Raw genomic sequence first — 22042 nt, forward strand, 5'->3', positions numbered from 1 at the left:
GACATCGACGCGACCGCGACCGGGATCGGAAGCGCGACCGGGACCGGGACCGTGGCCGAGCAGTTCCAGCGGCTGTACGGGGCCGCCCCCGAGGGCGTCTGGGCGGCCCCGGGGCGCGTCAACCTGATCGGTGAGCACACCGACTACAACGACGGCTTCGTCATGCCGCTGGCCCTGCCGCACCGGGCCGTCGCCGCCGTGTCCCGCCGTACGGACCATGTCCTGCGCGTGCACTCCGCCGACATCCCGGGCGGCATCGTCCAGCTCGACGCCGCCGCTCTCGTCCCGCTCTCCGACAGCGGCTGGGCCGCCTACCCCGCGGGCGTCCTCTGGGCGCTGCGCGAGGCGGGCCACCCCGTCGCGGGCGCCGACATCCACCTCGCGTCGACCGTCCCGACCGGCGCAGGGCTCTCCTCCTCCGCCGCCCTGGAGGTCGTCACCGCGCTCGCGCTGAACGACCTGTACGAACTCGGCCTGAACGCCACCGAGTTGGCCGTCCTCGCGCAGCGCGCCGAGAACGACTTCGTCGGCGTGCCGTGCGGCGTCATGGACCAGATGGCCTCGGCCTGCTGCGCCGAGGGCCACGCCCTCCACCTGGACACCCGCGACCTGACCCAGCGTCAGGTGCCCTTCGACCTCGCCGCCCAGGGGCTGCGGCTGCTCGTCGTGGACACCCGGGTCCAGCACGAACTGGGCGACGGCGCGTACGCCGAGCGGCGCGCCGGGTGCGAGGCGGGCGCGCGGGCGCTCGGGGTGCCCGCGCTGCGGGACGTCCCGTACGGGGAACTGCCCGCAGCGCTCGACCGGTTGGCGGCGGAGGGCGAGAGCGGGACCGTACGCGCCTACACCCGCCATGTCGTGACCGAGAACCACCGGGTCGAACGGGTCATCGCCCTGCTCGACGCGGGCGACGTCCGCGCGGTCGGCCCGCTCCTCACCGAGGGGCACGCCTCGCTCCGCGACGACCTGCGGGTCTCCTGCGCGGAACTGGACCTGGTGGTCACCTCGGCCACGGCGGCCGGCGCGCTCGGCGCCCGGATGACGGGCGGCGGCTTCGGCGGCTCGGCGATCGTCCTGGTCGAGGCGGACGCGGCCGACGCGACGGCGAAGTCGGTGACGGAGGCGTTCGTGGCGGCGGGGTACGCGGCGCCGCGCATCTTCCCGGCGATCCCCTCGCGGGGGGCGTACCGCCTCTAGATCGGGGTCGGTCGTCCGCCGAACGAACAACAGGCGTCGATATTTGTCGACTTCTGTCTCGATACGAAACATCAAGCGCACCGTAAACAACCAGGCCAACGAGTTCTGCGAAATTCCTTCCCCTCCCGGCGGACGCCCGTACGCTGATGCACATGCACCGGTGGGGGCCGGTGCTGTTCAGGGGTGGAGACAAGCGGGTACGACGCTCGGGGCGGGGTATCAGTCAACACGCGGCGGCGGCCGTGCCATTGACGTATCACCCGCACACCGGGCGTTGTGCCCGCACCGTCCGCTCCCCACCTTGAGGGGGTGTCCATGGTACGTATCCGGGTTCTGGTGGTGGACGACCATCGCATTTTCGCGGAGTCGCTGGCAGCGGCGCTCGCGGCCGAGCCGGACGTCGACGTCGCGGCGGCCGGCAGCGGTCCCGCGGCGCTGCGCTGCCTCGACCGCGCGGCGGCCGAGGGGCGCCGATTCGATGTGATGCTGGTCGACGCCGACCTCGGCGGGGTGGCGGGAGGCGTCATGAACGGCGCGCCGACCGGCCATCCGGCCGCTCACCCGAACGGTCACGCGAACGGCGGCCCTGTCCCGCTGCCCGCCGTGCCCGCACTGCCGGCGCCGGTCGCACGCGCCGTGCCGGACCACGGCGAGAGCGTGCCCGTCGACGGCATCTCGCTGGTCGCCGGGGTCCGCTCCGGCCAGCCGTCCGTCCGTACGGTCGTACTCGCCGAGAAGGACGACCCGCGCCGCGCCGCACAGGCGCTCCAGGCGGGCGCGTCCGGCTGGGTCGCGAAGGACTGCTCGCTCCAGCGCCTGCTCACCGTCGTACGGGGCGTCCTGCGCGACGAGACGCATCTGCCGCCCGCGCTGCTCACCGGCGTCCTGCGGGAGCTGACGGCCGCGCGCAAGCACCGTACGGAGAGCGAACGCCTGGTCGAGTCGCTGACCCCGCGCGAACGCGAGGTACTGCGCTGCATGGTCGCGGGCCTGGGCCGCAAGGCCGTCGCGGAACGCCTCTTCCTCTCCCCGCACACCGTGCGGACGCACATGCAGAACGTCCTGGGGAAGCTGGGTGTGCACTCCACGCTGGCGGCGGTGGCGCTGGCCCGCAGAGCGGGCGTCGGACCGGTCGACCTGGTGCCGCGCCAGATCACCTCGGCGGGCTGAGGCACTCCGGGTCCGGCTTCGCTCCTAGCCGGGAACGTTGTCGAACGGCGCGGTCAACTGGCGTAGCAGGCCCGCCAGTTCACCCCGCTGTGCGCCGGACAGCTCGGCGAGGATCGCCCGCTCCTGGGCGAGCAGCCCGGCGAGCGACTGATCCGCGCGGTCCCGTCCCTCGGGCGTGAGCCGGACCAGCACCCCGCGCCGGTCGCTGGGGTCGGGCAGCCGCTCGACCAGCCCCTTCTGGGCCAGCCGGTCGATCCGGTTGGTCATGGTGCCGGAGGTGACCAGGGTCTGGGTCAGAAGCTGGCCCGGGGAGAGCTGGTACGGGTCGCCGGCGCGGCGCAGTGAGGTCAGTACGTCGAACTCCCACGGCTCCAGGCCGTGCTCGGAGAAGGCGATCCGGCGTGCGCGGTCGAGGTGCCGGGCCAGCCTGCTCACGCGGCTGAGCACCTCCAGCGGTTCCACGTCGAGGTCGGGGCGCTCTCGACGCCATGCTGCCACCAGTCGGTCGACCTCATCCTCCATGTCGATCAGTGTAGAGGGTCCCTCGACATGAAGTCTCTTGACGTCAAGAGACTTCGCGGTGCAGGCTGGAAAGAGCCCATCGGGCCCGCCCGCCCGCCCGCTCCGCACCAGCGAGGGAACACCGCCATGCCGTCGTCCCCACCTCCCCCACCTCCCGTGTCTCCTGCGTCCCCCGTGTCCCCCGTGTCTCCCACGCCTCCCGCGCCGACCTGGGACCCGTCCCAGTACCTCAGGCACGCGGGCCACCGCACCCGCCCCTTCCTGGACCTGCTGGCCCGCATCCCCGACCTGCCCGACCACCCCGAAGGTCCCGGCGGAGCGCCCCGGATCGCCGACCTCGGCTGCGGCGCGGGCAACGTCACCGCGCTCCTCGCCGACCGCTGGCCCACCGCCCGTATCACCGGCTTCGACAACTCGCCCGAGATGCTGGCCCGCGCGACCGAGGAGTACGCGGGCCCCACCCCCGGCGGCGGCACCCTGGACTTCCGGCCCGGCGACGCCGCGCACTGGACGCCCGGCGAACCGTACGGTCTGATCGTCTCCAACGCCGCCCTCCAGTGGGTCCCGAACCACCCCGACTCCTTCGCCGCCTGGACCGGCGCCCTCGCCCCCGGCGGCACCTTCGCCTTCCAGGTCCCCGGCAACTTCACGGCCCCCAGCCACACCCTCCTCGCCGACCTGTGCGCCACCCCACGCTGGCGGGACCGCCTGAACGTGCGCGCCGTGGGCGTCCTCACCCCCGAGGACTACCTCACGCGCCTCATGGACCTCGGCTGCGAGACGGACGTCTGGGAAACCACCTACCTCCAACTCCTCCCCGGCGAGGACCCGGTCCTCGACTGGGTCAAGGGCACCGCCCTGCGCCCGGTCCTCACCGCGCTGTCCGACGACCCGGCGGCGGCCCAGGAGTTCACCGCCACCTACCGGGACCTCCTCAGGGACGCCTACCCCCCGGGCCCCCACGGCACGGTCTTCCCGTTCCGCCGCATCTTCGCGGTCGCCCACAAGACAGCGTGAACCGCCAGTGCGCCACGAACGCCGACTTCTTCAGCCGCACCAGGTGACGTTGCGGATGTAGACACATTGGTGCCGGGGTACGGCGAGGAAGCTGAGGAATCCACGGCCGCCGAGAAGGTCGAACTCCCGCAGGCCGCCTTCCCGGTCGGGCAACCGGGCGGCACGCTCCGGGTGCCGCCCGACCGCGACGGACACAGCCCATGAGTGAACGAAGGCTCGCAAGGGGGCAAGACTCTGCGTCTGCTGCGCGTTCGTCGTCGCCTCGAACAGATGCTGGGTGAGCGCGGGAACCCGGCTGGGGGCGATGCGGGCCACGGTGGCCCGCAAAGCGTCCGGTGCGAGGTCGGGCATGGGAATCAGCGGTTCGTGCGGAACGTCGGGCTGTGCGCTCACGGTGACCTCCGGTGCCGAGTTGTGCGGACTCCGTACCGTGCATGCGAGTCGCGTGCACAACCCCAGGCTCGATCTCGGACAGAAGGGTCCCAAGCCGACCACGTCACCGCAACGAGCGACCGCGGCCCGCAGAGCCCCCTCGGAGCCCCCGGAAGCCCCCGCGGCCCCCGCTCAGACCTTCCGGTGGCCTATGAGGCGCGGCTTCGGCTCCAGGTTCTCCAGGCCGTGCCACGCCAGGTTCACCAGGTGCGCCGCCACCTCCGACTTCTTCGGGCGGCGCGCGTCCACCCACCACTGGCCCGTCAGGGCCACCATGCCGACCAGGGCCTGCGCGTACAGCGGGGCCAGCTTCGGGTCGAAGCCGCGGTTCTTGAACTCCAGGCCGAGGATGTCCTCGACCTGCGTGGCGATATCGCTGATCAGCGACGCGAACGTCCCCGTCGACTGGGCGACCGGGGAGTCACGGACCAGGATGCGGAAGCCGTCCGTGTACGTCTCGATGTAGTCGAGCAGGGCGAACGCCGCCTGCTCCAGCAGCTCCCGCGGATGGCCCGCGGTCAGGGCGCTCGTGACCATGTCGAGGAGCTGGCGCATCTCCCGGTCCACGACCACCGCGTACAGCCCCTCCTTGCCGCCGAAGTGCTCGTACACGACGGGCTTGGAGACCCCGGCCTTCGCCGCGATCTCCTCCACCGACGTCGCCTCGAAGCCCTTCTCGGCGAAGGCCGTACGGCCGATGTCCAGAAGCTGCTCGCGCCGTTCCGCTCCGGTCATCCGGACCCGGCGGGTCCGCCGGCCCGTCGCGGGACGGGCCTTCTCCGTGCTGCCCTGCTTGCTCGTACCGCCGTCGATCGCCACGGTGCCCATCATGCCTTGGCGGGTGCGCTCTTGCGGCGGGAGTCCAGGCGGGAGGCGCTCGGCCAGCGGGCGTCGCTCGCCCAGCCCAGCTTCTCGAACCAGCGGATCAGCCGCGCGCTCGAATCGAGCTGCCCCCTGAGCACGCCGTGCCGCGCGCTCGTCGGGTCCGCGTGGTGCAGGTTGTGCCAGGACTCGCCGCAGGAGAGCACCGCCAGCCACCACACGTTGCCCGAGCGGTCCCGCGACTTGAAGGGCCGCTTGCCGACCGCGTGACAGATCGAGTTGATCGACCAGGTGACATGGTGCAGCAGCGCCACCCGCACCAGCGACCCCCAGAAGAACGCCGTGAAAGCCCCCCACCAGGACATCGTCACCAGACCGCCCACCAGCGGCGGCACCAACACCGAGACGAGCGTCCACATCGCGAACTGACGCGACACCGCGCGGATCACCGGATCCTTGATCAGATCAGGGGCGTACTTCTGCTGCGACGTCTGCTCCTCGTCGAACAGCCAGCCGATGTGCGCCCACCACAGCCCCTTCAGCAGCGCGGGCAGCGTCTCGCCGAACCGCCACGGCGAGTGCGGGTCACCCTCCGCGTCCGAGAACTTGTGGTGCTTACGGTGATCCGCCACCCAGCGGACCAGCGGGCCCTCCACGGCCAGCGAACCCGCCACCGCGAGCACGATCCGCAGCGGACGCTTCGCCTTGAACGCGCCGTGCGTGAAGTAACGGTGGTAGCCGATCGTCACACCGTGACAGCCGATGTAGTACATCGCCACCATCAGGCCCAGGTCCAGCCAGCTCACACCGCCCCACGACCAGGCCAGCGGCACCGCCGCCAGCAGAGCCAGGAACGGCACCACGATGAAGAGGAGCAGCGCGAACTGCTCCAGCGAGCCCTTGCTCTCCCCACCGATCGTGGCGGAAGGTAGCGGAGTGGACCCGGAGGGTGACGGGTAAGGGGAATCGTTCATCACGTCAGGAGGCGTGGACATGGGGGATCCCTGGGGTGAGGAGTGAAGAGGGGAGAGGCGGGGGGCGGGTGTGGGGGAAGCGGGTGGGGGAGGGGGAGAGTGGGGGAGCGGAAGGCGTCGTACGGGGAAATCGGACAGAAGCCCGGATACAGGTGCGTAACCTACGGCAACGTAAGTATGGCAGCGCCGAACCACGAGGCAAGAGGGCTGTGGATAACGTCAGGCGAAGGCCACCTATCCTTGGACCGTCGGACAGCGCGGTCCGTAAAGTCTCCAGAACCCTCCAGACGTGCTCAAACACTGCAAGGAGCCGCACCTGTGAGCAGTGCCGACCAGACCCCATCCGCCAACACGGAGCTCCGCTCGGACATCCGCCGTCTCGGTGACCTCCTGGGCGAGACCCTCGTACGGCAGGAAGGCCCGGAGCTCCTCGAGCTCGTCGAACGGGTCCGCGCCCTCACGCGCGAGAACGGCGAAGCCGCCGCCGAGCTCCTCGGGGACACCGACCTGGAAACCGCGGGCAAGCTGGTCCGCGCCTTCTCCACCTACTTCCACCTGGCCAACGTCACCGAGCAGGTCCACCGAGGCCGCGAGATGCGCGAGCGCCGCGCCGCCGAAGGCGGCCTCCTCGCCCGTACCGCGGACCGCCTCAAGGACGCCGACCCCGAGCACCTGCGCGCGACCGTCAAGAACCTCAACGTACGGCCCGTCTTCACCGCACACCCCACCGAAGCCGCACGCCGCTCCGTACTCAACAAGCTCCGCCGCATCGCGGAACTCCTCGAAGCCCCCGCCCTCGCCTCCGACCGGCGCCGCCACGACCTGCGGCTCGCCGAGTCCATCGACCTGATCTGGCAGACGGACGAGCTGCGCGTCGTACGGCCCGAACCCGCCGACGAAGCCCGCAACGCCATTTACTACCTGGACGAACTGCACATCGGCGCCGTCGGCGACGTACTCGAAGACCTCGTCGCCGAGCTGGACCGCGTCGGCGTCGAGCTGCCCCCCGGCACCCGCCCCCTCACCTTCGGCACCTGGATCGGCGGCGACCGCGACGGCAACCCCAACGTCACCCCCGAAGTCACCCGCGAAGTCCTGATCCTCCAGCACGAGCACGGCATCACCGACGCCCTCGAACTCGTCGACCAGCTCCGCGGCCAGCTCTCCAACTCCATCCGCTACACCGGCGCCACTGACGAACTCCTGGACTCCCTCCAGAACGACCTCGTCCGGCTCCCCGAGATCAGCCCCCGCTACAAGCGCCTCAACGCCGAAGAGCCCTACCGCCTCAAGGCCACCTGTATCCGGCAGAAGCTCGTCAACACCCGCGAGCGCCTCGCCAGGAACATCCCCCACGAGAACGGCCGCGACTACCTCGGCACCGCCGAACTCCTCGACGACCTCACCCTCATCCAGACCAGCCTGCGCGAACACCGCGGCGGCCTCTTCGCCGACGGCCGCATGGACCGCACCATCCGCACCCTCGCCGCCTTCGGCCTCCAGCTCGCCACCATGGACGTACGGGAACACGCCGACGCCCACCACCACGCGCTCGGCCAGCTCTTCGACCGCCTCGGCGAGGAATCCTGGCGCTACGTCGACATGCCCCGCGACTACCGGCAGAAGCTCCTCGCCAAGGAACTCCGCTCCCGCCGCCCCCTCGCCCCCACCCCGGCCCCGCTCGACGCCGCCGGCGAGAAGACCCTCGGCGTCTTCCACACCGTCCGCCAGGCCTTCGAACGCTTCGGACCCGAAGTCATCGAGTCCTACATCATCTCCATGTGCCAGGGCGCCGACGACGTCTTCGCCGCCGCCGTCCTCGCCCGCGAAGCCGGACTCCTCGACCTCCACGGCGGCTGGGCCAAGATCGGCATCGTGCCGCTCCTCGAAACCACCGACGAGCTGCGCGCCGCCGACATCATCCTCGACGAGATGCTCGCCGACCCCTCCTACCGCCGCCTCGTCTCACTCCGCGGCGACGTCCAGGAGGTCATGCTCGGCTACTCCGACTCCTCCAAGTTCGGCGGCATCACCACCTCCCAGTGGGAGATCCACCGCGCCCAGCGCCGGCTCCGCGACGTCGCCCACCGGCACGGCGTACGACTCCGCCTCTTCCACGGCCGCGGCGGCACCGTCGGCCGCGGCGGCGGCCCCTCGCACGACGCGATCCTCGCCCAGCCCTGGGGCACCCTCGAAGGCGAGATCAAGGTCACCGAACAGGGCGAGGTCATCTCCGACAAGTACCTCATCCCCTCCCTCGCCAGGGAGAACCTGGAACTGACCGTCGCCGCCACCCTCCAGGCCTCCGCTCTGCACACCGCGCCCCGCCAGTCCGACGAAGCCCTGGCCCGCTGGGACTCCGCCATGGACACCGTCTCCGACGCCGCACACGGCGCGTACCGCACCCTCGTCGAGGACCCCGACCTCCCCGCCTACTTCTTCGCCTCCACCCCCGTCGACCAGCTCGCCGACCTCCACCTCGGCTCCCGCCCCTCCCGGCGGCCCGACTCCGGCGCCGGCCTCGACGGCCTCCGCGCCATCCCGTGGGTCTTCGGCTGGACCCAGTCACGGCAGATCGTGCCCGGCTGGTTCGGCGTCGGCTCCGGCCTCAAGGCGCTCCGCGCTGCCGGACCCGACACCGTCCTCGACGAGATGTACGAGCACTGGCACTTCTTCCGCAACTTCCTCTCCAACGTCGAGATGACACTCGCCAAGACCGACCTGCGGATCGCCCGCCACTACGTCGACACCCTCGTCCCCGACCACCTCAAGCACGTCTACGAGGCGATCGAGGCCGAACACGCCCTCACCGTCCAGGAAGTCCTGCGCATCACCGGCGGCGAGAAGCTCCTCGACTCCAACCCGGCACTCCAGCAGACCTTCGCCATCCGCGACGCCTACCTCGACCCGATCTCCTACCTCCAGGTCTCGCTGCTGGCCCGCCAGCGCACCGCCGCCGAGAAGGGCGACCCCGCAGACCCGCTCCTGGGCCGCGCCCTGCTGCTCACCGTCAACGGCGTCGCGGCCGGACTCCGCAACACCGGCTGACCGACCCGCCCCGTCACGACGTCTGCCCCCGCACCGGGAACCCGGTGCGGGGGCAGACGTCGTCATACGTACGCGGACAGACGTACGTGGACAGACCTACGTGGACAGACGGACGCCGTGCCTCACAGGGCGAAGAACGTCGCCACCAGCAGCACCCCGCCCGCCACCGCCGCACCCCACGCCGTACGCGTCAGCCGCAGCCCGCCCCCGATCACCAGCGACGCCAGCAGCAGCGCACCACCCAACGGCACCCACGCGTACAGCAGACCCGCCGTGTCCGTACGCACCAGCTCGTTCGTGCCGGGCTTCACCACCACCCGGAGCTCATCGCCCTTCCGCACGGCGACGGACTCCTCGATCGTCATCCGCCCCGGCTCACCACCCGGACCGTCCGCCACGTACCGCCCCGAACACGCGCCGTCCCGGCACCCCGTCACCGTCAGCGTCCCGTGCTCGCGGCCCTTGGCCAGCACCACATGCTGCGCATCGCTCCACGACGTCCAGACGGCAGCCACGAGCAGCAGCAGGACGACCGCGCCCATCGCCGCCCGATGGCCGAACGAGACGATGCGGGCGGACGGGGCGGGCTTCCGCTTCCCCTTGCCGGCCGCCCCCTTCTTCCGTTTCCCAGGACTCACAGGGCTCATAGGGCGGGATCCTTGGCCATGGGAACGCGCCCGGTCAAACCACGGGCAGGGGAAAGCACGGCAATGCGCGGGCTTGTCAGGAGTTGTACGTGCTCTGCGCGCGCTCCAGCCCGTCCATCACCAGAGCCTCCACCGCGTCCGCCGCACGGTCGACGAAATACGCCAGCTCCTTGCGCTCCACCGACGAGAAATCCTTCAGCACGAAATCCGCGACCTGCATCCGCCCCGGCGGCCGGCCGATCCCGAACCGCACCCGGTGATACTCCGGCCCCATCGCCTTCGTCATCGACTTCAGCCCGTTGTGACCGTTGTCCCCGCCACCCAGCTTCAGCCGCAGCGCCCCGTAGTCGATGTCCAGCTCGTCATGGACCGCCACCACACGCGCCGTCTCCACCTTGTAGAAATCCCGCAGCGCCGTGACCGGACCGCCCGACAGGTTCATGTACGACGCCGGCTTGGCCAGCACCACCCGCCGGCCCGCGGGACCAGGACCACCGAGCCGGCCCTCCACCACCTGCGCCTGCGCCTTCTGCGCCCGCCGGAACGAGCCGCCGATACGCTCCGCCAGCAGATCGGCCACCATGAACCCGACATTGTGCCGGTTGGCCGCGTAACCCGGCCCGGGGTTCCCCAGGCCCACGATCAGCCAGGGGGCAAGGGCATCCGTGGTCATCCGCGCCGTCTCTCCTCGCGCACTCGTACAGCTACAGGGACATCTACAGCTACAGGTCGGTGGGTGTGCGGATACAGCGAACGGGGTGGCCGGCCCGACAGGCCCGCCACCCCGTGAAACGCCGTCCGCGGGATCAGCCCTCGGAACCCTCGGCGGCGGCCTCGTCCGCCGACGGCTCCTCGGCCTGCGCGGCCAGGACCTGGATGACCACCGCGTCCTCGTCCGTCACCAGCGTCGTGCCGGACGGCAGCGGGACATCCTTCGCCAGGATCGACGCACCGGCGTCCAGACCCTCGATGGAGACCGTGACGGACTCCGGGATGTGCGTGGCCTCGGCCTCGACGGTCAGCGTGTTGAGGACGTTCTCCAGCAGGTTCGCACCCGGCGCCAGGTCACCCTCGGTGTGCACCGCCACCTCGACGGTGACCTTCTCGCCGCGCTTCACCGCGAGCAGGTCGACGTGCTCGATGTGACCCTTGATCGCGTTGCGCTGCACGGCCTTCGGGATGACCAGCTCGCTGCGGCCCTCGATGTCCAGGCTGATCAGCGCGTTCGCCGTCTTCAGCGCCATCATCAGGTCGTGACCCGGCAGGGTGACGTGGACGGTGTCCGCACCGTGGCCGTAGATGACCGCGGGGACCTTGCCGGCGACGCGCGTACGGCGGGCCACACCCTTGCCGAACTCGGTACGGACCTCGGCGCTGATCTTGACTTCAGCCATGGCTGACGCACTCCTCGTAAGTTAACGCGGGTATCCCGGTAACCGGGACACGAAATCGGGCCGTCACCCGGCCACAACGGGCCTGCTACGAAGAGCGCGTCGATAACGGACCAGCCGCACACAGGTGCGGCCTCCCTCGCCGAGCAACCCGATGAGTCTACCCGGCGGGGAGGCCGCCCCAGAAATCGATCTTCCAGCAGGCCACCGGCTTCAGCGGCCGGCGGTCACGCCTGCTCCTCGAAGAGGCTCGTCACCGAACCGTCCTCGAACACCTCACGCACCGCCCGCGCGATCGTCGGCGCGATCGACAGCACCGTGATCTTGTCCAGATCCAGATTGCCCGGATCCGGCAGCGAATTCGTGAACACGAACTCGCTCACCTTCGAATTCTTCAACCGGTCCGCAGCCGGACCCGACAACACCCCGTGCGTCGCCGTCACGATCACATCCTCCGCGCCGTGCGCGAACAACGCGTCCGCCGCCGCACAGATCGTGCCACCGGTGTCGATCATGTCGTCCACCAGCACACACACCCGGCCCGACACATTGCCGACGACCTCGTGCACCGTCACCTGGTTGGCGACATCCTTGTCCCGCCGCTTGTGCACGATCGCCAGCGGTGCACCCAGCCGATCGCACCAACGGTCCGCCACCCGCACCCGGCCCGCGTCCGGGGAGACCACCGTCAGCTTCGACCGGTCCACCTTCCCCGCCACGTAATCCGCCAGCACCGGCAGCGCGAACAAGTGATCCACCGGACCGTCGAAGAAACCCTGGATCTGGTCCGTGTGCAGATCCACCGTCAGGATCCGGTCCGCACCCGCCGTCTTCATCAGATCCGCGACCAGCCGCGCCGAGATCGGCTCCCGGCCACGGTGCTTCTTGTCCTGGCGCGCATACCCGTAGAACGGCACGATCACCGTGATGCTCCGCGCCGACGCCCGTTTCAGAGCGTCGATCATGATGAGCTGCTCCATGATCCACTTATTGATCGGAGCGGTGTGGCTCTGGATCAGGAAACAGTCCGCACCACGGGCCGACTCCTGATAACGGACATAGATCTCACCATTGGCGAAATCAAAAGCCTTGGTCGGCACGATCCCGACGCCGAGTTGTTGCGCGACCTCCTCGGCCAGCTCGGGGTGGGCGCGGCCGGAGAAGAGCATCAACTTCTTCTCGCCGGTCGTCTTGATCCCGGTCACAGCACTGTCTCCTCAGACGTGTTGATGGCCGCCGAGCCCGCGCGTCCCTGCGAGGCGTCCCTGCAAGCCAGCCGAATCGTGCAGATGTGCAGTTATCACGGTACGCCGTGATCGGTGCGCCTCTTTCCGGTCAGCTTTCCCCCGCGCCGCCCCCGGACGCCGACGCCGCCGCCTGCGCGGCAGCACTCCCCGGACGCTTCCGCGCCACCCAGCCCTCGATATTCCGTTGCTGGCCACGGGCCACGGCCAGCGAACCCGCCGGTACATCCTTCGTGATCACCGACCCGGCGGCGGTGTAAGCACCGTCCCCGACCGTGACAGGCGCCACAAACATGTTGTCCGAACCCGTCTTGCAGTGCGAACCCACCGTCGTATGGTGCTTCGCCTCACCGTCGTAGTTCACGAACACGCTCGCCGCACCGATGTTGGTGTACTCACCGATCGTCGCGTCCCCCACATACGACAGATGCGGCACCTTCGTACCCTCACCGATCGTCGCGTTCTTCATCTCCACATACGTACCCGCCTTCGCGCGCACGCCCAACCGTGTACCCGGCCGCAGATAGGCGTACGGACCCACCGTCGCGCCCTCACCCACCTCCGCGCCGTCCGCCACCGTGTTGTCCACCCGCGCGCCCGCGCCCACGGCCGTGTCCTTCAACCGCGAGTTCGGACCCACCTCCGCGCCCTCCGCCAGATGCGTCGAACCCAGAAGCTGCGTCCCCGGATGCACCACCGCGTCCTGCTCGAACGTCACCGTCACATCCACGGACACCGACGCCGGATCCACCACCGTCACCCCGGCCAGCATCGCCCGCACCAGCAGCCGCTCGTTCAGCAGCCGGCGCGCCTCCGCGAGCTGTACGCGGTTGTTGATGCCCAGGATCTCCCGGTGGTCACCGGCCACCGACGCCCCCACCCGGTGACCCGCCTCACGCAGAATGCCCAGCACATCCGTCAGGTACTCCTCACCCTGACTGTTGTCCGTACGCACCTTGCCCAACGCGTCCGCGAGCAACTGCCCGTCGAACGCGAACACCCCCGAATTGATCTCCCGGATCGCCCGCTGCGCGTCCGTCGCGTCCTTGTGCTCGACGATCGCGGTCACCGCGCCGCTCGCCCCGTCCCGTACGATCCGCCCGTACCCGGTCGCGTCCGGCACCTCGGCGGTCAGCACCGTCACCGCGTTGCCGTCGGCGGCATGGGCCGCGGCCAGCGCGTTCAGCGTCGCGCCGGAGAGCAGCGGGGTGTCACCGCAGACGACGACCACGGTCCCGTGCGGCGTGCTCCCCAGCTCCTGGAGCGCCATCCGTACCGCATGCCCGGTGCCGAGCTGGGTGGCCTGATAGGCGGTGCGCACGCCCTCGTACGCCGTGGAGAGATGGCCCTCGACCTGCGCACGGGCGTGGCCGACGACCACGACGAGCTGCTGCGGTTCGAGCTCTTGCGCGGCGGACACGACATGTCCGACGAGCGAGCGCCCGCAGACCTCGTGCAGGACCTTGGGGGTCTTCGACTTCATGCGGGTACCTTCACCCGCTGCGAGGACGACGACGGCTGCCGGGCGGTTGGCGCTCACGGGGATGCCCTTCGGCTTCGGGTGATGGTCAATCGCAGGATACCGGGGGGTAGCGGGGCGTAAACGAGGACGGGTCCCGACCGGTGAGGTCGGGACCCGAACCTAGATGCTCCCCCGCCAGGACTCGAACCTGAACTGATGGCACCAAAAGCCACAGTGCTTGCCAATTACACCACGGGGGATAATAGTCGGCCAAACCAGACATTACGTCACGTCGCCGAATCCGCACCCAACACTATGCCGTACCAAGCCCCCTCTACGCGACGGTAAAGATCAGCGCTCTTGGTGACGTAGACGATCAGGCAGCCCCTGTACGCCTCCGAGATGTTCTTCCTGACGGTCTTCGGGTTGTGCTTCTTGAGCGTCGCCTTCTGGAAGAGGGAGGGGGCGACGCCTGCCAGATCGGCCCAGAATTTCTCGGCTTCCGGGACGTCCGCCGACTCGTGGATGCTGACCCGGAAGTGCATCCGCTCGCGCGTGACGCCCAGGAGTTCGAGCCAGCGCAAGTAGAACGTGATCACGTTGGGGTCGCTGTTGATGAAGAGAAGTGACTCGCGCCGGGCGTACGGCTTGTCCTTGGTGCCCTCGGCCCAGTACAGCGCGACCCCGGCGATGAAGAGCTCCCGGTCGCTCAGGGTGCCGATCTCGCGGGTCGCGGCGGCCTTCGTCTCCTGGCGGGCTTCGTCACGTATGGCCAGCTCGTGATCCCACCGCTTCCGGGCCGCCAGCTTCGCCTGCTCCTTCGCGTCGCGCCGGTCCGGCTTCGGCAGGTCCCGTACCCACAGGGAGATCGAGCTCTTCGAGCACCCCAGCTCCACCTGGATCTGGTCGTACGTGAGCCCTTGCAGGCGCAGCTCGCGTGCCTGGTCGCGTAAGTCGTCCTTGGCGTTGGGGCGCTTGGTCCATTCCGGGGGTGGTTCGCCCTCCAGGAGGCGGTTGAGGAGGTCGTTGTTGTCGATGTGGACGCGGTCGCGGATCTGCCGGCGGCTCAGGCCCTCCCTGCGCAGGGCCACCACCTGGGTGCGAAGTCCTTCGAAGTCGGCGTATTTGCCGGGAAGTGTCGTCATGCCTCGTATCGTCCTGCGGAACCCGAGCCTCCGGCTCGAATGCGCGGGCGATTCACCAGTTCGAGTGATCGACTCGTGTTCCCGGTGTGGCGTGCCGTGATTCAGGGTCCCGAGGTCGCCGGATATTGGGGTGCGGGCCCCCTTAGGCTGGGAGACATGACCACAACGGGGGCACACCGGGACTCTGCGGGCATGGCTGCTCGTGGCTACTGGTGGTGGGAGCGGCGGCGGAGTGTCGTGCTGGATGTGGGGCTGGCGATCGTGTCGGCCCTGGAGTGCGGGTTGCAGGGGGTGCGGTTCGCGGAGACCGCGGTGCTGCCCGTGCCGGTGGGGGTGCTGTTCGGGCTGATCGCCGGGTCGATGCTGCTGGTGCGGCGGCGGTGGCCGTTCGCGGTGGTGCTGGTGTCGATCGCGATCACCCCGGCGGAGATGGGCTATCTGATGGGCCTGGTGGGGCTGTACACGCTCGCCGCGTCCGAGGTGCCGCGCCGGATCATCGGGGCGCTGGCCGGGATGTCGTTCGTCGGGACGCTGATCGTGACGGCTGTTCGGATGTCGCGGAACGTGGTGGACACGGGGATCGATTCGTCGCGCTGGTACGTGCCTCTGGTCGCGGTGCTGATGTCGGTGGGGCTGACGGCGCCGTCGGTGCTGCTGGGGTTGTACGTGGGGGCCAGGCGGCGGCTGATGGAGAGCCTGCGGGAGCGGGCGGACAGCCTGGAGCAGGAGTTGTCGCTGCTGGCGGACCGGGCGGAGCAGCGGGCTGAGTGGGCGCGTACGGAGGAGCGGACGCGGATCGCGCGGGAGATGCATGACGTGGTGGCGCATCGGGTGAGTCTGATGGTGGTGCATGCGGCGGCGTTGCAGGCGGTGGCGTTGAAGGATCCGCAGAAGGCGGTGAAGAACGCGGCTCTGGTCGGGGACATGGGGCGGCAGGCGTTGACGGAGTTGCGGGAGATGTTGGGGGTGTTGCGGGCGGGGGAGCAGGTGGCGGCGCGGCAGGCGGACGGGGTGGCGGGGGTGTCCGCGGGGGTGCCGTTGGCGTCGGTGGGTCTGGCGGCTGCGGCGGCTGCGGCTGCTGCGGCGGAGGACGGTCCGGGGATGGGGGACATCGAGGCGTTGGTGGGGGAGTCCCGGGATACGGGGATGGTGGTGGAGCTGATGGTGCAGGGGGAGTCGCGGTCGTATGCGCGGGAGGTGGAGCAGACCGCGTATCGGGTGGTGCAGGAGGCGCTGACGAACGTGTTGAAGCATGCGGCGGGGGCGAAGGTGATGGTCCGGCTCGCGCATCGGGAGGCGGAGGTGGCGATGCAGGTGGAGAACGGGCCTTCGGATGGTGGTGCGCAGGACGCGGGGTTGCCGAGTGGGGGGAATGGGCTGGTGGGGATGCGGGAGCGGGTGGTGGCGCTGGGTGGGGTGTTTGTGTCGGGGGAGACGGATGCGGGGGGTTTCCGGGTGTCGGCGGTGTTGCCGGACCGGCGGGGTGCCGCTGTCTGAGGGTGGTAGTGGGGTGAGTCGTCTCCGGGCATCCCGTCATCCGGTCGCCCCGGGCTTTTTCCGGTCGTCTCCCGTCATCCGGTGAGCAGGGTGGCGCGGTGGTGGTGCCGGTTGTCGGCGAGGGTGGCCGGGTGTACGGCGGTTGTTCCGAAGCGGTGGCGGGCGCGGTCCGCGGCGGCTTCGGCGGCTCGGGCGCGGTCTTCGGTGGGGTCCAGGGAGAGCTGGCGGTGGGCGTGGTGGGCGGGGCGCAGGTCGTCGGCGCGGAGGGTGAGGGCGCGGACGCGGGCGCGTTGGAGTCCGAGGGTGTGGAGGAGTTCGAGGGCGGTTGTGGTGAGGGTGGGGGAGTGGTCGGTGGGTTCGGTCAGGGTGCGGGTGCGGTGGGTGGAGCTGTGGTCGGCGTATCGGACGGTGAGGGTGAGGCGGCGGGTGGTCCGGTGTTCGCCGCGCAGGCGTTGGCCGATGCGGTCGGCGAGTCCGAGGACGGCTCGGTGGTGCCGGGCGGGGTCGAGGCAGTCCCGTTCCAGTACGAGGTCGGCGGCGAGGTGTGCGGCGGGTTCTTGTGGGGTGACGGGGTGGGGGTCGTGGCCTTGGGCGCGTTCGGCCAGGAGGCGGGCCGGGTTCGCTCCGACGATGCGTTGGAGGGTCGCGGTGGGGGTGGTGGCGATCTGGCCGATGGTGTGCAGGCCGTATCGGCCGAGGGTGGTGGCGGTGGTGTGGCCGATTCCTGGTAGTGCGGTGAGGGGTCGGGGGTGGAGCCAGGCGGCGGCTTGTCCGTCGGGGATCCAGGTGGTGTCGCCGGGGGTGGAGGCGTCGGCCGCCATGGCGGCCAGGGTGCGGTTGGCCGCGAGTCCGGCGCTGCTGTCGATGTCGTAGAGGGCTTTCAGCCGGAGTTTGGCGAGTTGGACGAGGTCGTAGGGGGAGAGGTCGAAGTAGCGGAGCGCGGAGGTGAGGTCGAGCCGGACGGCGTGGGGTGGGAGGGCTTGGACGTGCGGTGTGATGTCCGACATCAGTTCGACCGCGTCGTCGTATCGCTCCTTGTTCGGTACGGCGTGCAGGTGGAGGTGGGCGATGTGCCGTGGGCGGGTGGTCATCCGGCGCTCCCGGGGCTGCGGTGGCCGAGTTTTCCGAGGTCGGCCGGGTGGCTGCCGGCCGGTCGCAGGTCGGCGTAGGGGTGGAGGCGGGCGCCGGTGGTGCCGTCGGCCAGGGTGCGCCGGGGCTGGGCGGGGGTGGGGTGCGGGTGGTCGGCGCCGAGGAGGGCGAGGGCGGCCTCGGGGCCGTGGTCGCGGCGGGTGGCGGCGATGAGGTCCAGGTCCCAGGCCATGGTGCCGACGATGGTGCGGCGGGTGCCGCGTACCTGGACCGTGCCGCGGACGAGCAGGAGTCCGCTGTGGAAGACGGTGTGGGCGCAGGCGGGGTGGGAGTCTTCGAAGAAGGCCAGGTCGATGAGGCCGGAGCCGTCTTCCAGGGTGACGAAGATGATGCGTTTGCCGCTGGCGATGGGCGGGGTCTGGGTGGCGGCCCGTACTCCGGCGACGAGGACCTGCCGGCCGGCGCGCAGGCCGGTCAGGTGGGCCGCGTCGGTGGCGCCGATCTCCCGCAGCAGTCGGTGGTGGTGTTCCATCAGGTGCTGGGAGACGTCGATGCGGAGGGTGGCCAGTTCGGCGCTGAGGGCTTCGCGTCCGGTCATCTCGGGGAGGCCGCTGGGTTCGGCTCCGCCGACGGCGTCGGTTCCGAGGGGCAGTTGGCCTTCGGTCGCGGTGCGGGTGCGGGAGGCGCGGTGGAGTTCGGTGATCTGGAGCAGCAGGTCGCGTCGGGTGAGGCGGCCGTCGTGGAGGGGGTTGAGCGCGCCGATCTCCGCGAGGCGTTCGGCGAGTGGTCTGCTGGGCCGGGCCCGTTGCCAGAAGTCCGACAGTGATCCGTACGGTCGGCCTTCGTCGATCCGGGCGGCTTCTTCTTCGCTGATGCCGTGGACGGCGGTGAGTGCGAGCCGTACGCCCCATCGTTCGCCGTCGGTCCGTTCCACGGTGTGCCGTGTCGTGGAGTGGTTGACGTCGACGGGCAGGAGGGGGACGCCGCGCCGGCGGGCGTCGGCGACGATGACGCGTTTCGGCCACATGCCGGGGTCGTGTTCGAGGAGGCCGGCCAGCAGGAACGCCGGGTAGTGGGCTTTCAGCCAGGCGCTTTGGAGGGCGGGTACGGCGAAGGCGACCGCGTGGGCCCGGCAGAAGCCGTAGGCGCCGAAGGATTCGACGGTTTTCCACACCTCGTCGCGGACGGTGGCGGTGTAGCCGCGGGCGGCGGCCTGCTGGTGGAACCAGGTCTTGATGCGGGGGAGCCGGTCTTTCTCCCCGAGTGCCCGCCGGGCGATCTCGGCCATGGCGCGGTCGCAGCCGGTCAGCACGGTCAGGGTTTCGATGATCTGTTCGTGCCAGATGGTCACGCCGTAGGTGTCGGCGAGTACCGGTTCGAGGTCGGGGTGGGCGTACTCCGGTGTGCCGCCGTGGCGTGCGGCGATGTACCGCTCGGGCATGCCGCCGGCGACGGGTCCCGGCCGGAAGAGGCTGATGTCTGCGATGACGTCCTGCGGGTCGCGGGGCTGGAGCCGGGAGAGGAGGTCCTGCTGGCCGGGGGATTCGAGCTGGAAGAGGCCGATGGTCTGGCTCTCCTGGATGATTTTGAACGCGAAGACGTCGTCGAGGGGGACTTGTTCCGGGTCGTCGAGGTCGATGTGATTGCCGGTCGTCCGTTCGATCTCGGTGACGGCGTGGGCCATCGCGGACTGCATCCGTACGCCCAGGACGTCGAGTTTGATGTTGCCCAGGGCTTCGATCTCCTCCTTGGCGGCCATCGCCATCGGATAGTCGCCCTGGGGGGTGGGCTGGACCGGTAGCCGGTCCAGGAGCGTCGCGTCGCTGATGATCACTCCGCAGGGGTGCATGGCCATGCCGTGGACCAGGGAGTCGAGGCCTTCGGCGAGTTCCCACAGCGGCCCGTACCGGTCGGCTTCGGCCGCCAGCGGGCGCAGTTCGGGGAGTTCGGCGAGTGCGCTCGTGATGTCGGAGGCCCGCAGGTGGGGGAAGCTCTTGGCGATCCGGTCGATGTCGGCGGGGGCGATGCCCAGCGCCAGGCCGGTGTCGCGCAGGGCGCGGCGGGCCCGGTAGGTCTCGGGCATCGCGGTGACCGCGACCCGTTCGGGGCCGAACCGGGCGAAGATCGCGTCGTAGCACTCCAGCCGCCGGGCGGACTCCACGTCGATGTCGATGTCGGGGAGGGTGTCGCGGCGCGCGCTGAGGAAGCGTTCGAACAGCAGCCGGTGGTCGAGGGGGTTGGCCGTGGCGATGTCGAGGGAGTGGCAGACCATCGAGCCGGCGCTGGAGCCGCGGGCCGCGACGCGGATGCCCAGTTCGCGGATGTCGGTGACGACCTGGCCGACGGCGAGGAAGTACGAGTCGTACCTCTTCGCCGAGATCACGTCCAGTTCTTCGTCCAGCCGGTCGAGTGCGGCCCGGTCCCGGTCCAGGCCGCGCCGGACCAGGCCGGCCTCGCAGCGTTGGCGCAGCAGGCGTCCGGCGCCGTCCGCACCGTCTGTAGGGGGTCCGGCGCCGAAGACGGCCGGTTCCGGGAAGTGCGGGGTGCCCAGGCCGAGGTCCGCCGCGGGGTCGACGGCGCACGCGTCCGCGGTGGCGGCGGTGTCCGCCAGCAGCCGGGCCGCCCGCCGGGTGTCCGCCCCGGCGCACGCGGCGATCCGCTGGGCGAGGTCCGCCATGGCCGTCCCGTCCTTGAGCCAGCGCTGACCGCCGTCCAGGCTCCGCCGGTCGACGGGCCGCAGCAGCCGGGCGGCGTCCAGGACATCGGCCAGCCGGTGCTGGTCGGGGTCGGCGTAGCGGACGGCGTTGGAGAGTACGGCGGGGGTACGGGTGCGGTCGGCCAGCGCCAGGGTGCGGGCGGCGAGCCGCAGTGAGCCCGGGGCGGTGCCGGGCCGGGAGTGCAGGACGGTCTCCAGCCGTACCCCGTCCCCGAAGATCTCCCGCCACGGTGCCAGCAGCCGCTCCGCGACGTCCTCGCGGCCGGCCGCGAGCGCCCGTACCGGCTCGGATACCGGACCGAGCAGGACGGTCAGACCGGGGCCGCCGTGTTCGCGCAGCGCCTCCCAGCCCACGGTCACCGGCGCCGCGCCGGTAGTGGTCCCGGTGGGCGCGGCGTGCGCGGCGGAGGTGATGCGGCACAGCCGTGCCCAGCCGGCCCGGTCCTGGGCGAGCAGGACGAACCGCAGGGCGGGTTCGACGACATGGGCGCCCCCGCGCGCGGGGGTACGGGGCCGCCGCGCCGGAGGGGGCGGTGCGAGGGGTTCCACGGCCAGGTCGATGCCGAAGAGGGGGCGGATCCCGGTGGCGGCGCAGGCCTGGGCGAACCGCACGGCTCCGGTGACGGTGTCACGGTCAGTGAGCGCGAGCGCCGCCATGTCGCGCTCCGCCGCCCGCCGGACGAGGTGCTCGGGGTGGGCGGCGCCGTAGCGGGCGGAGTATCCGGACGCGACGTGCAGATGGGTGTGGCCTGCCATGCCGCACCTCCGTCACTCCACCCCGTTCAGTCACCCGACCGATGCCTGTCTCGTACTCTCGTTCGATTACTCTAACCGTGTTGTCCCCGGTCAGCGACTTTTTTCGTACAGGTGATCGAGAGTGGGCGGGTGCGGTGTGCGGGCGGGACGGGCGTCCCTCCGTCACATCCGTGCCCGGGCAGCGGAGTTGGGTACGGTCGCGCTCCGCGCCGCGGCGGTGGTGGCGTACGTCACCACCGCCGCGGCGCGTGGCGGCACGCGGCGGGAACGGGTACCGCCTGCCCGTCGTTACTGTCAGTGATCTACGGGAGGGTGGCTCAAGACGCAAGACGCAAGACGCAAGACTCAGGGCTCAGGGCTCAGGGGGGAGAGGCCAGAGAGAGGCTAGGGAGAGGTCAGGGGGAAGTCAGCCGTGCCGGTTCCAGGCCGGTGATCAGTGTCTTCAGCGCCTGGTCGATGTCCGGCCCCACGTACCAGTCCCCGGTGTGGTCGACGCTGTAGACGCGGCCCTCGCTGTCGATCGCGAGGACGGCCTGCCCCTCGCCCTCCTCGCCGAGCGGGCTCAGCTCCGTCTCCAGCGACCGGCCGAGGTCGGTGAGGGTACGGGCGTGGTGGAGCCCGGCGGTGGGGTCGATACGGAGGGTGGCCGGGGCGATCTGGCGGCCGGGGCCCGGGGCGGTGATGTGCAGGCCGCCGAATTCGGCCCAGGCCTCGACCGCGGCCGGGAAGACGCTGAGCCGGTGGCCGGCCGGGGTGATGTGGGCGCGCAGGACGTCCGCCCACGCCTCGGCCTGCTGTATGTCCCAGCGTCCCGGCAGCCAGCCGGCGTCGCGCAGCGCGGCGTCGACGGGGACGGGGAAGCGGGTGCTGGTGTGCGGGTGCGGGTGGCCGGCGGTGTGCGGGTCGGGCATGG

At 70.6% G+C, this 22042-nt stretch carries 18 protein-coding genes and 1 tRNA gene; 5 read left to right on the plus strand and 14 right to left on the minus strand.

What is annotated here, in order from left to right:
• The first annotated feature begins 24 nt into the window (after window positions 1-24).
• Together galK and ACIBJC_RS14360 are read left to right on the plus strand one after the other, a co-directional pair.
• Window positions 25-1197, plus strand: a complete 1173-nt coding sequence (galK, locus tag ACIBJC_RS14355) for a galactokinase (protein WP_399292346.1) — start codon at window positions 25-27, stop codon at window positions 1195-1197.
• Between the two features lie 315 nt (window positions 1198-1512).
• Window positions 1513-2367 (plus strand): LuxR C-terminal-related transcriptional regulator, encoded by an 855-nt coding sequence (locus ACIBJC_RS14360; protein WP_399292348.1) that lies wholly within the window; start codon window positions 1513-1515, stop codon window positions 2365-2367.
• A 24-nt stretch (window positions 2368-2391) separates the two neighbouring features.
• Here the strand turns inward: ACIBJC_RS14360 and ACIBJC_RS14365 are convergent, their stop codons facing one another.
• A complete protein-coding gene (locus ACIBJC_RS14365) occupies window positions 2392-2889 on the minus strand; it encodes a MarR family transcriptional regulator (protein ID WP_329823396.1) in 498 nt (165 codons plus the stop codon).
• A 183-nt stretch (window positions 2890-3072) separates the two neighbouring features.
• Here ACIBJC_RS14365 and ACIBJC_RS14370 point away from each other — a divergent pair, with 183 nt between their 5' ends.
• Window positions 3073-3906 (plus strand): trans-aconitate 2-methyltransferase, encoded by an 834-nt coding sequence (locus ACIBJC_RS14370; protein ID WP_399291933.1) that lies wholly within the window; start codon window positions 3073-3075, stop codon window positions 3904-3906.
• A gap of 30 nt (window positions 3907-3936) precedes the next feature.
• On the opposite strand, the gene ACIBJC_RS14375 is transcribed toward ACIBJC_RS14370, so the two are convergent.
• From ACIBJC_RS14375 to ACIBJC_RS14385, 3 genes are all read right to left on the minus strand, one after another.
• Window positions 3937-4299: a hypothetical protein gene (locus ACIBJC_RS14375; protein WP_399291935.1), complete on the minus strand. Its 363-nt coding sequence runs from the start codon at window positions 4297-4299 to the stop codon at window positions 3937-3939.
• Between the two features lie 171 nt (window positions 4300-4470).
• Window positions 4471-5166, minus strand: a complete 696-nt coding sequence (locus ACIBJC_RS14380) for a TetR/AcrR family transcriptional regulator (protein ID WP_399292350.1) — start codon at window positions 5164-5166, stop codon at window positions 4471-4473.
• Window positions 5166-6155 carry an acyl-CoA desaturase gene (locus ACIBJC_RS14385; protein ID WP_399291936.1) on the minus strand — a complete coding sequence of 330 codons (990 nt, stop codon included), beginning with the start codon at window positions 6153-6155 and terminating at the stop codon, window positions 5166-5168. The genes ACIBJC_RS14380 and ACIBJC_RS14385 overlap by 1 nt, the downstream gene beginning before the upstream one ends.
• Window positions 6156-6452: 297 nt before the next feature.
• Here ACIBJC_RS14385 and ppc point away from each other — a divergent pair, with 297 nt between their 5' ends.
• A complete protein-coding gene (ppc, locus tag ACIBJC_RS14390; protein ID WP_399291937.1) occupies window positions 6453-9182 on the plus strand; it encodes a phosphoenolpyruvate carboxylase in 2730 nt (909 codons plus the stop codon).
• 122 nt (window positions 9183-9304) lie between these two features.
• Here the strand turns inward: ppc and ACIBJC_RS14395 are convergent, their stop codons facing one another.
• From ACIBJC_RS14395 to ACIBJC_RS14425, 7 genes are all read right to left on the minus strand, one after another.
• Window positions 9305-9829: a hypothetical protein gene (locus ACIBJC_RS14395; protein WP_399291939.1), complete on the minus strand. Its 525-nt coding sequence runs from the start codon at window positions 9827-9829 to the stop codon at window positions 9305-9307.
• 76 nt (window positions 9830-9905) lie between these two features.
• Entirely contained in the window at window positions 9906-10502 is a 597-nt protein-coding gene (pth, locus tag ACIBJC_RS14400) for an aminoacyl-tRNA hydrolase (RefSeq protein WP_399291941.1), read from the minus strand.
• A gap of 133 nt (window positions 10503-10635) precedes the next feature.
• Window positions 10636-11223 (minus strand): 50S ribosomal protein L25/general stress protein Ctc, encoded by a 588-nt coding sequence (locus ACIBJC_RS14405; protein WP_399291943.1) that lies wholly within the window; start codon window positions 11221-11223, stop codon window positions 10636-10638.
• A gap of 224 nt (window positions 11224-11447) precedes the next feature.
• Window positions 11448-12425 carry a ribose-phosphate diphosphokinase gene (locus ACIBJC_RS14410; RefSeq protein ID WP_329823405.1) on the minus strand — a complete coding sequence of 326 codons (978 nt, stop codon included), beginning with the start codon at window positions 12423-12425 and terminating at the stop codon, window positions 11448-11450.
• Between the two features lie 130 nt (window positions 12426-12555).
• On the minus strand, window positions 12556-14004 hold the full coding sequence (gene glmU, locus ACIBJC_RS14415; protein WP_399291944.1) for a bifunctional UDP-N-acetylglucosamine diphosphorylase/glucosamine-1-phosphate N-acetyltransferase GlmU: 1449 nt from the start codon (window positions 14002-14004) through the stop codon (window positions 12556-12558).
• 109 nt (window positions 14005-14113) lie between these two features.
• Window positions 14114-14186, minus strand: a tRNA-Gln gene (locus tag ACIBJC_RS14420).
• Window positions 14187-14213: 27 nt separating this feature from the next.
• Window positions 14214-15071, minus strand: a complete 858-nt coding sequence (locus tag ACIBJC_RS14425; RefSeq protein WP_399291946.1) for a hypothetical protein — start codon at window positions 15069-15071, stop codon at window positions 14214-14216.
• Window positions 15072-15227: 156 nt separating this feature from the next.
• On the opposite strand from ACIBJC_RS14425, the gene ACIBJC_RS14430 reads away from it, so the two are divergent.
• The gene (locus tag ACIBJC_RS14430) at window positions 15228-16568 is read left to right on the plus strand and encodes a sensor histidine kinase (protein WP_399291948.1); all 1341 of its coding nucleotides are present in this window, start codon (window positions 15228-15230) and stop codon (window positions 16566-16568) included.
• 74 nt (window positions 16569-16642) lie between these two features.
• Here ACIBJC_RS14430 and ACIBJC_RS14435 read toward each other — a convergent pair whose 3' ends face one another.
• From ACIBJC_RS14435 to ACIBJC_RS14445, 3 genes are all read right to left on the minus strand, one after another.
• Window positions 16643-17659, minus strand: a complete 1017-nt coding sequence (locus ACIBJC_RS14435) for an ImpB/MucB/SamB family protein (RefSeq protein WP_399291949.1) — start codon at window positions 17657-17659, stop codon at window positions 16643-16645.
• Entirely contained in the window at window positions 17656-21129 is a 3474-nt protein-coding gene (locus ACIBJC_RS14440) for a DNA polymerase III subunit alpha (RefSeq protein ID WP_399291950.1), read from the minus strand. The genes ACIBJC_RS14435 and ACIBJC_RS14440 overlap by 4 nt, the downstream gene beginning before the upstream one ends.
• Window positions 21130-21524: 395 nt before the next feature.
• On the minus strand, window positions 21525-22040 hold the full coding sequence (locus ACIBJC_RS14445) for an SUKH-3 domain-containing protein (protein WP_399291953.1): 516 nt from the start codon (window positions 22038-22040) through the stop codon (window positions 21525-21527).
• Between the last annotated feature and the right edge of the window lie 2 nt (window positions 22041-22042).

Source organism: Streptomyces sp. NPDC050509 (assembly GCF_044457965.1).
Taxonomy (GTDB): Bacteria; Actinomycetota; Actinomycetes; order Streptomycetales; family Streptomycetaceae; genus Streptomyces.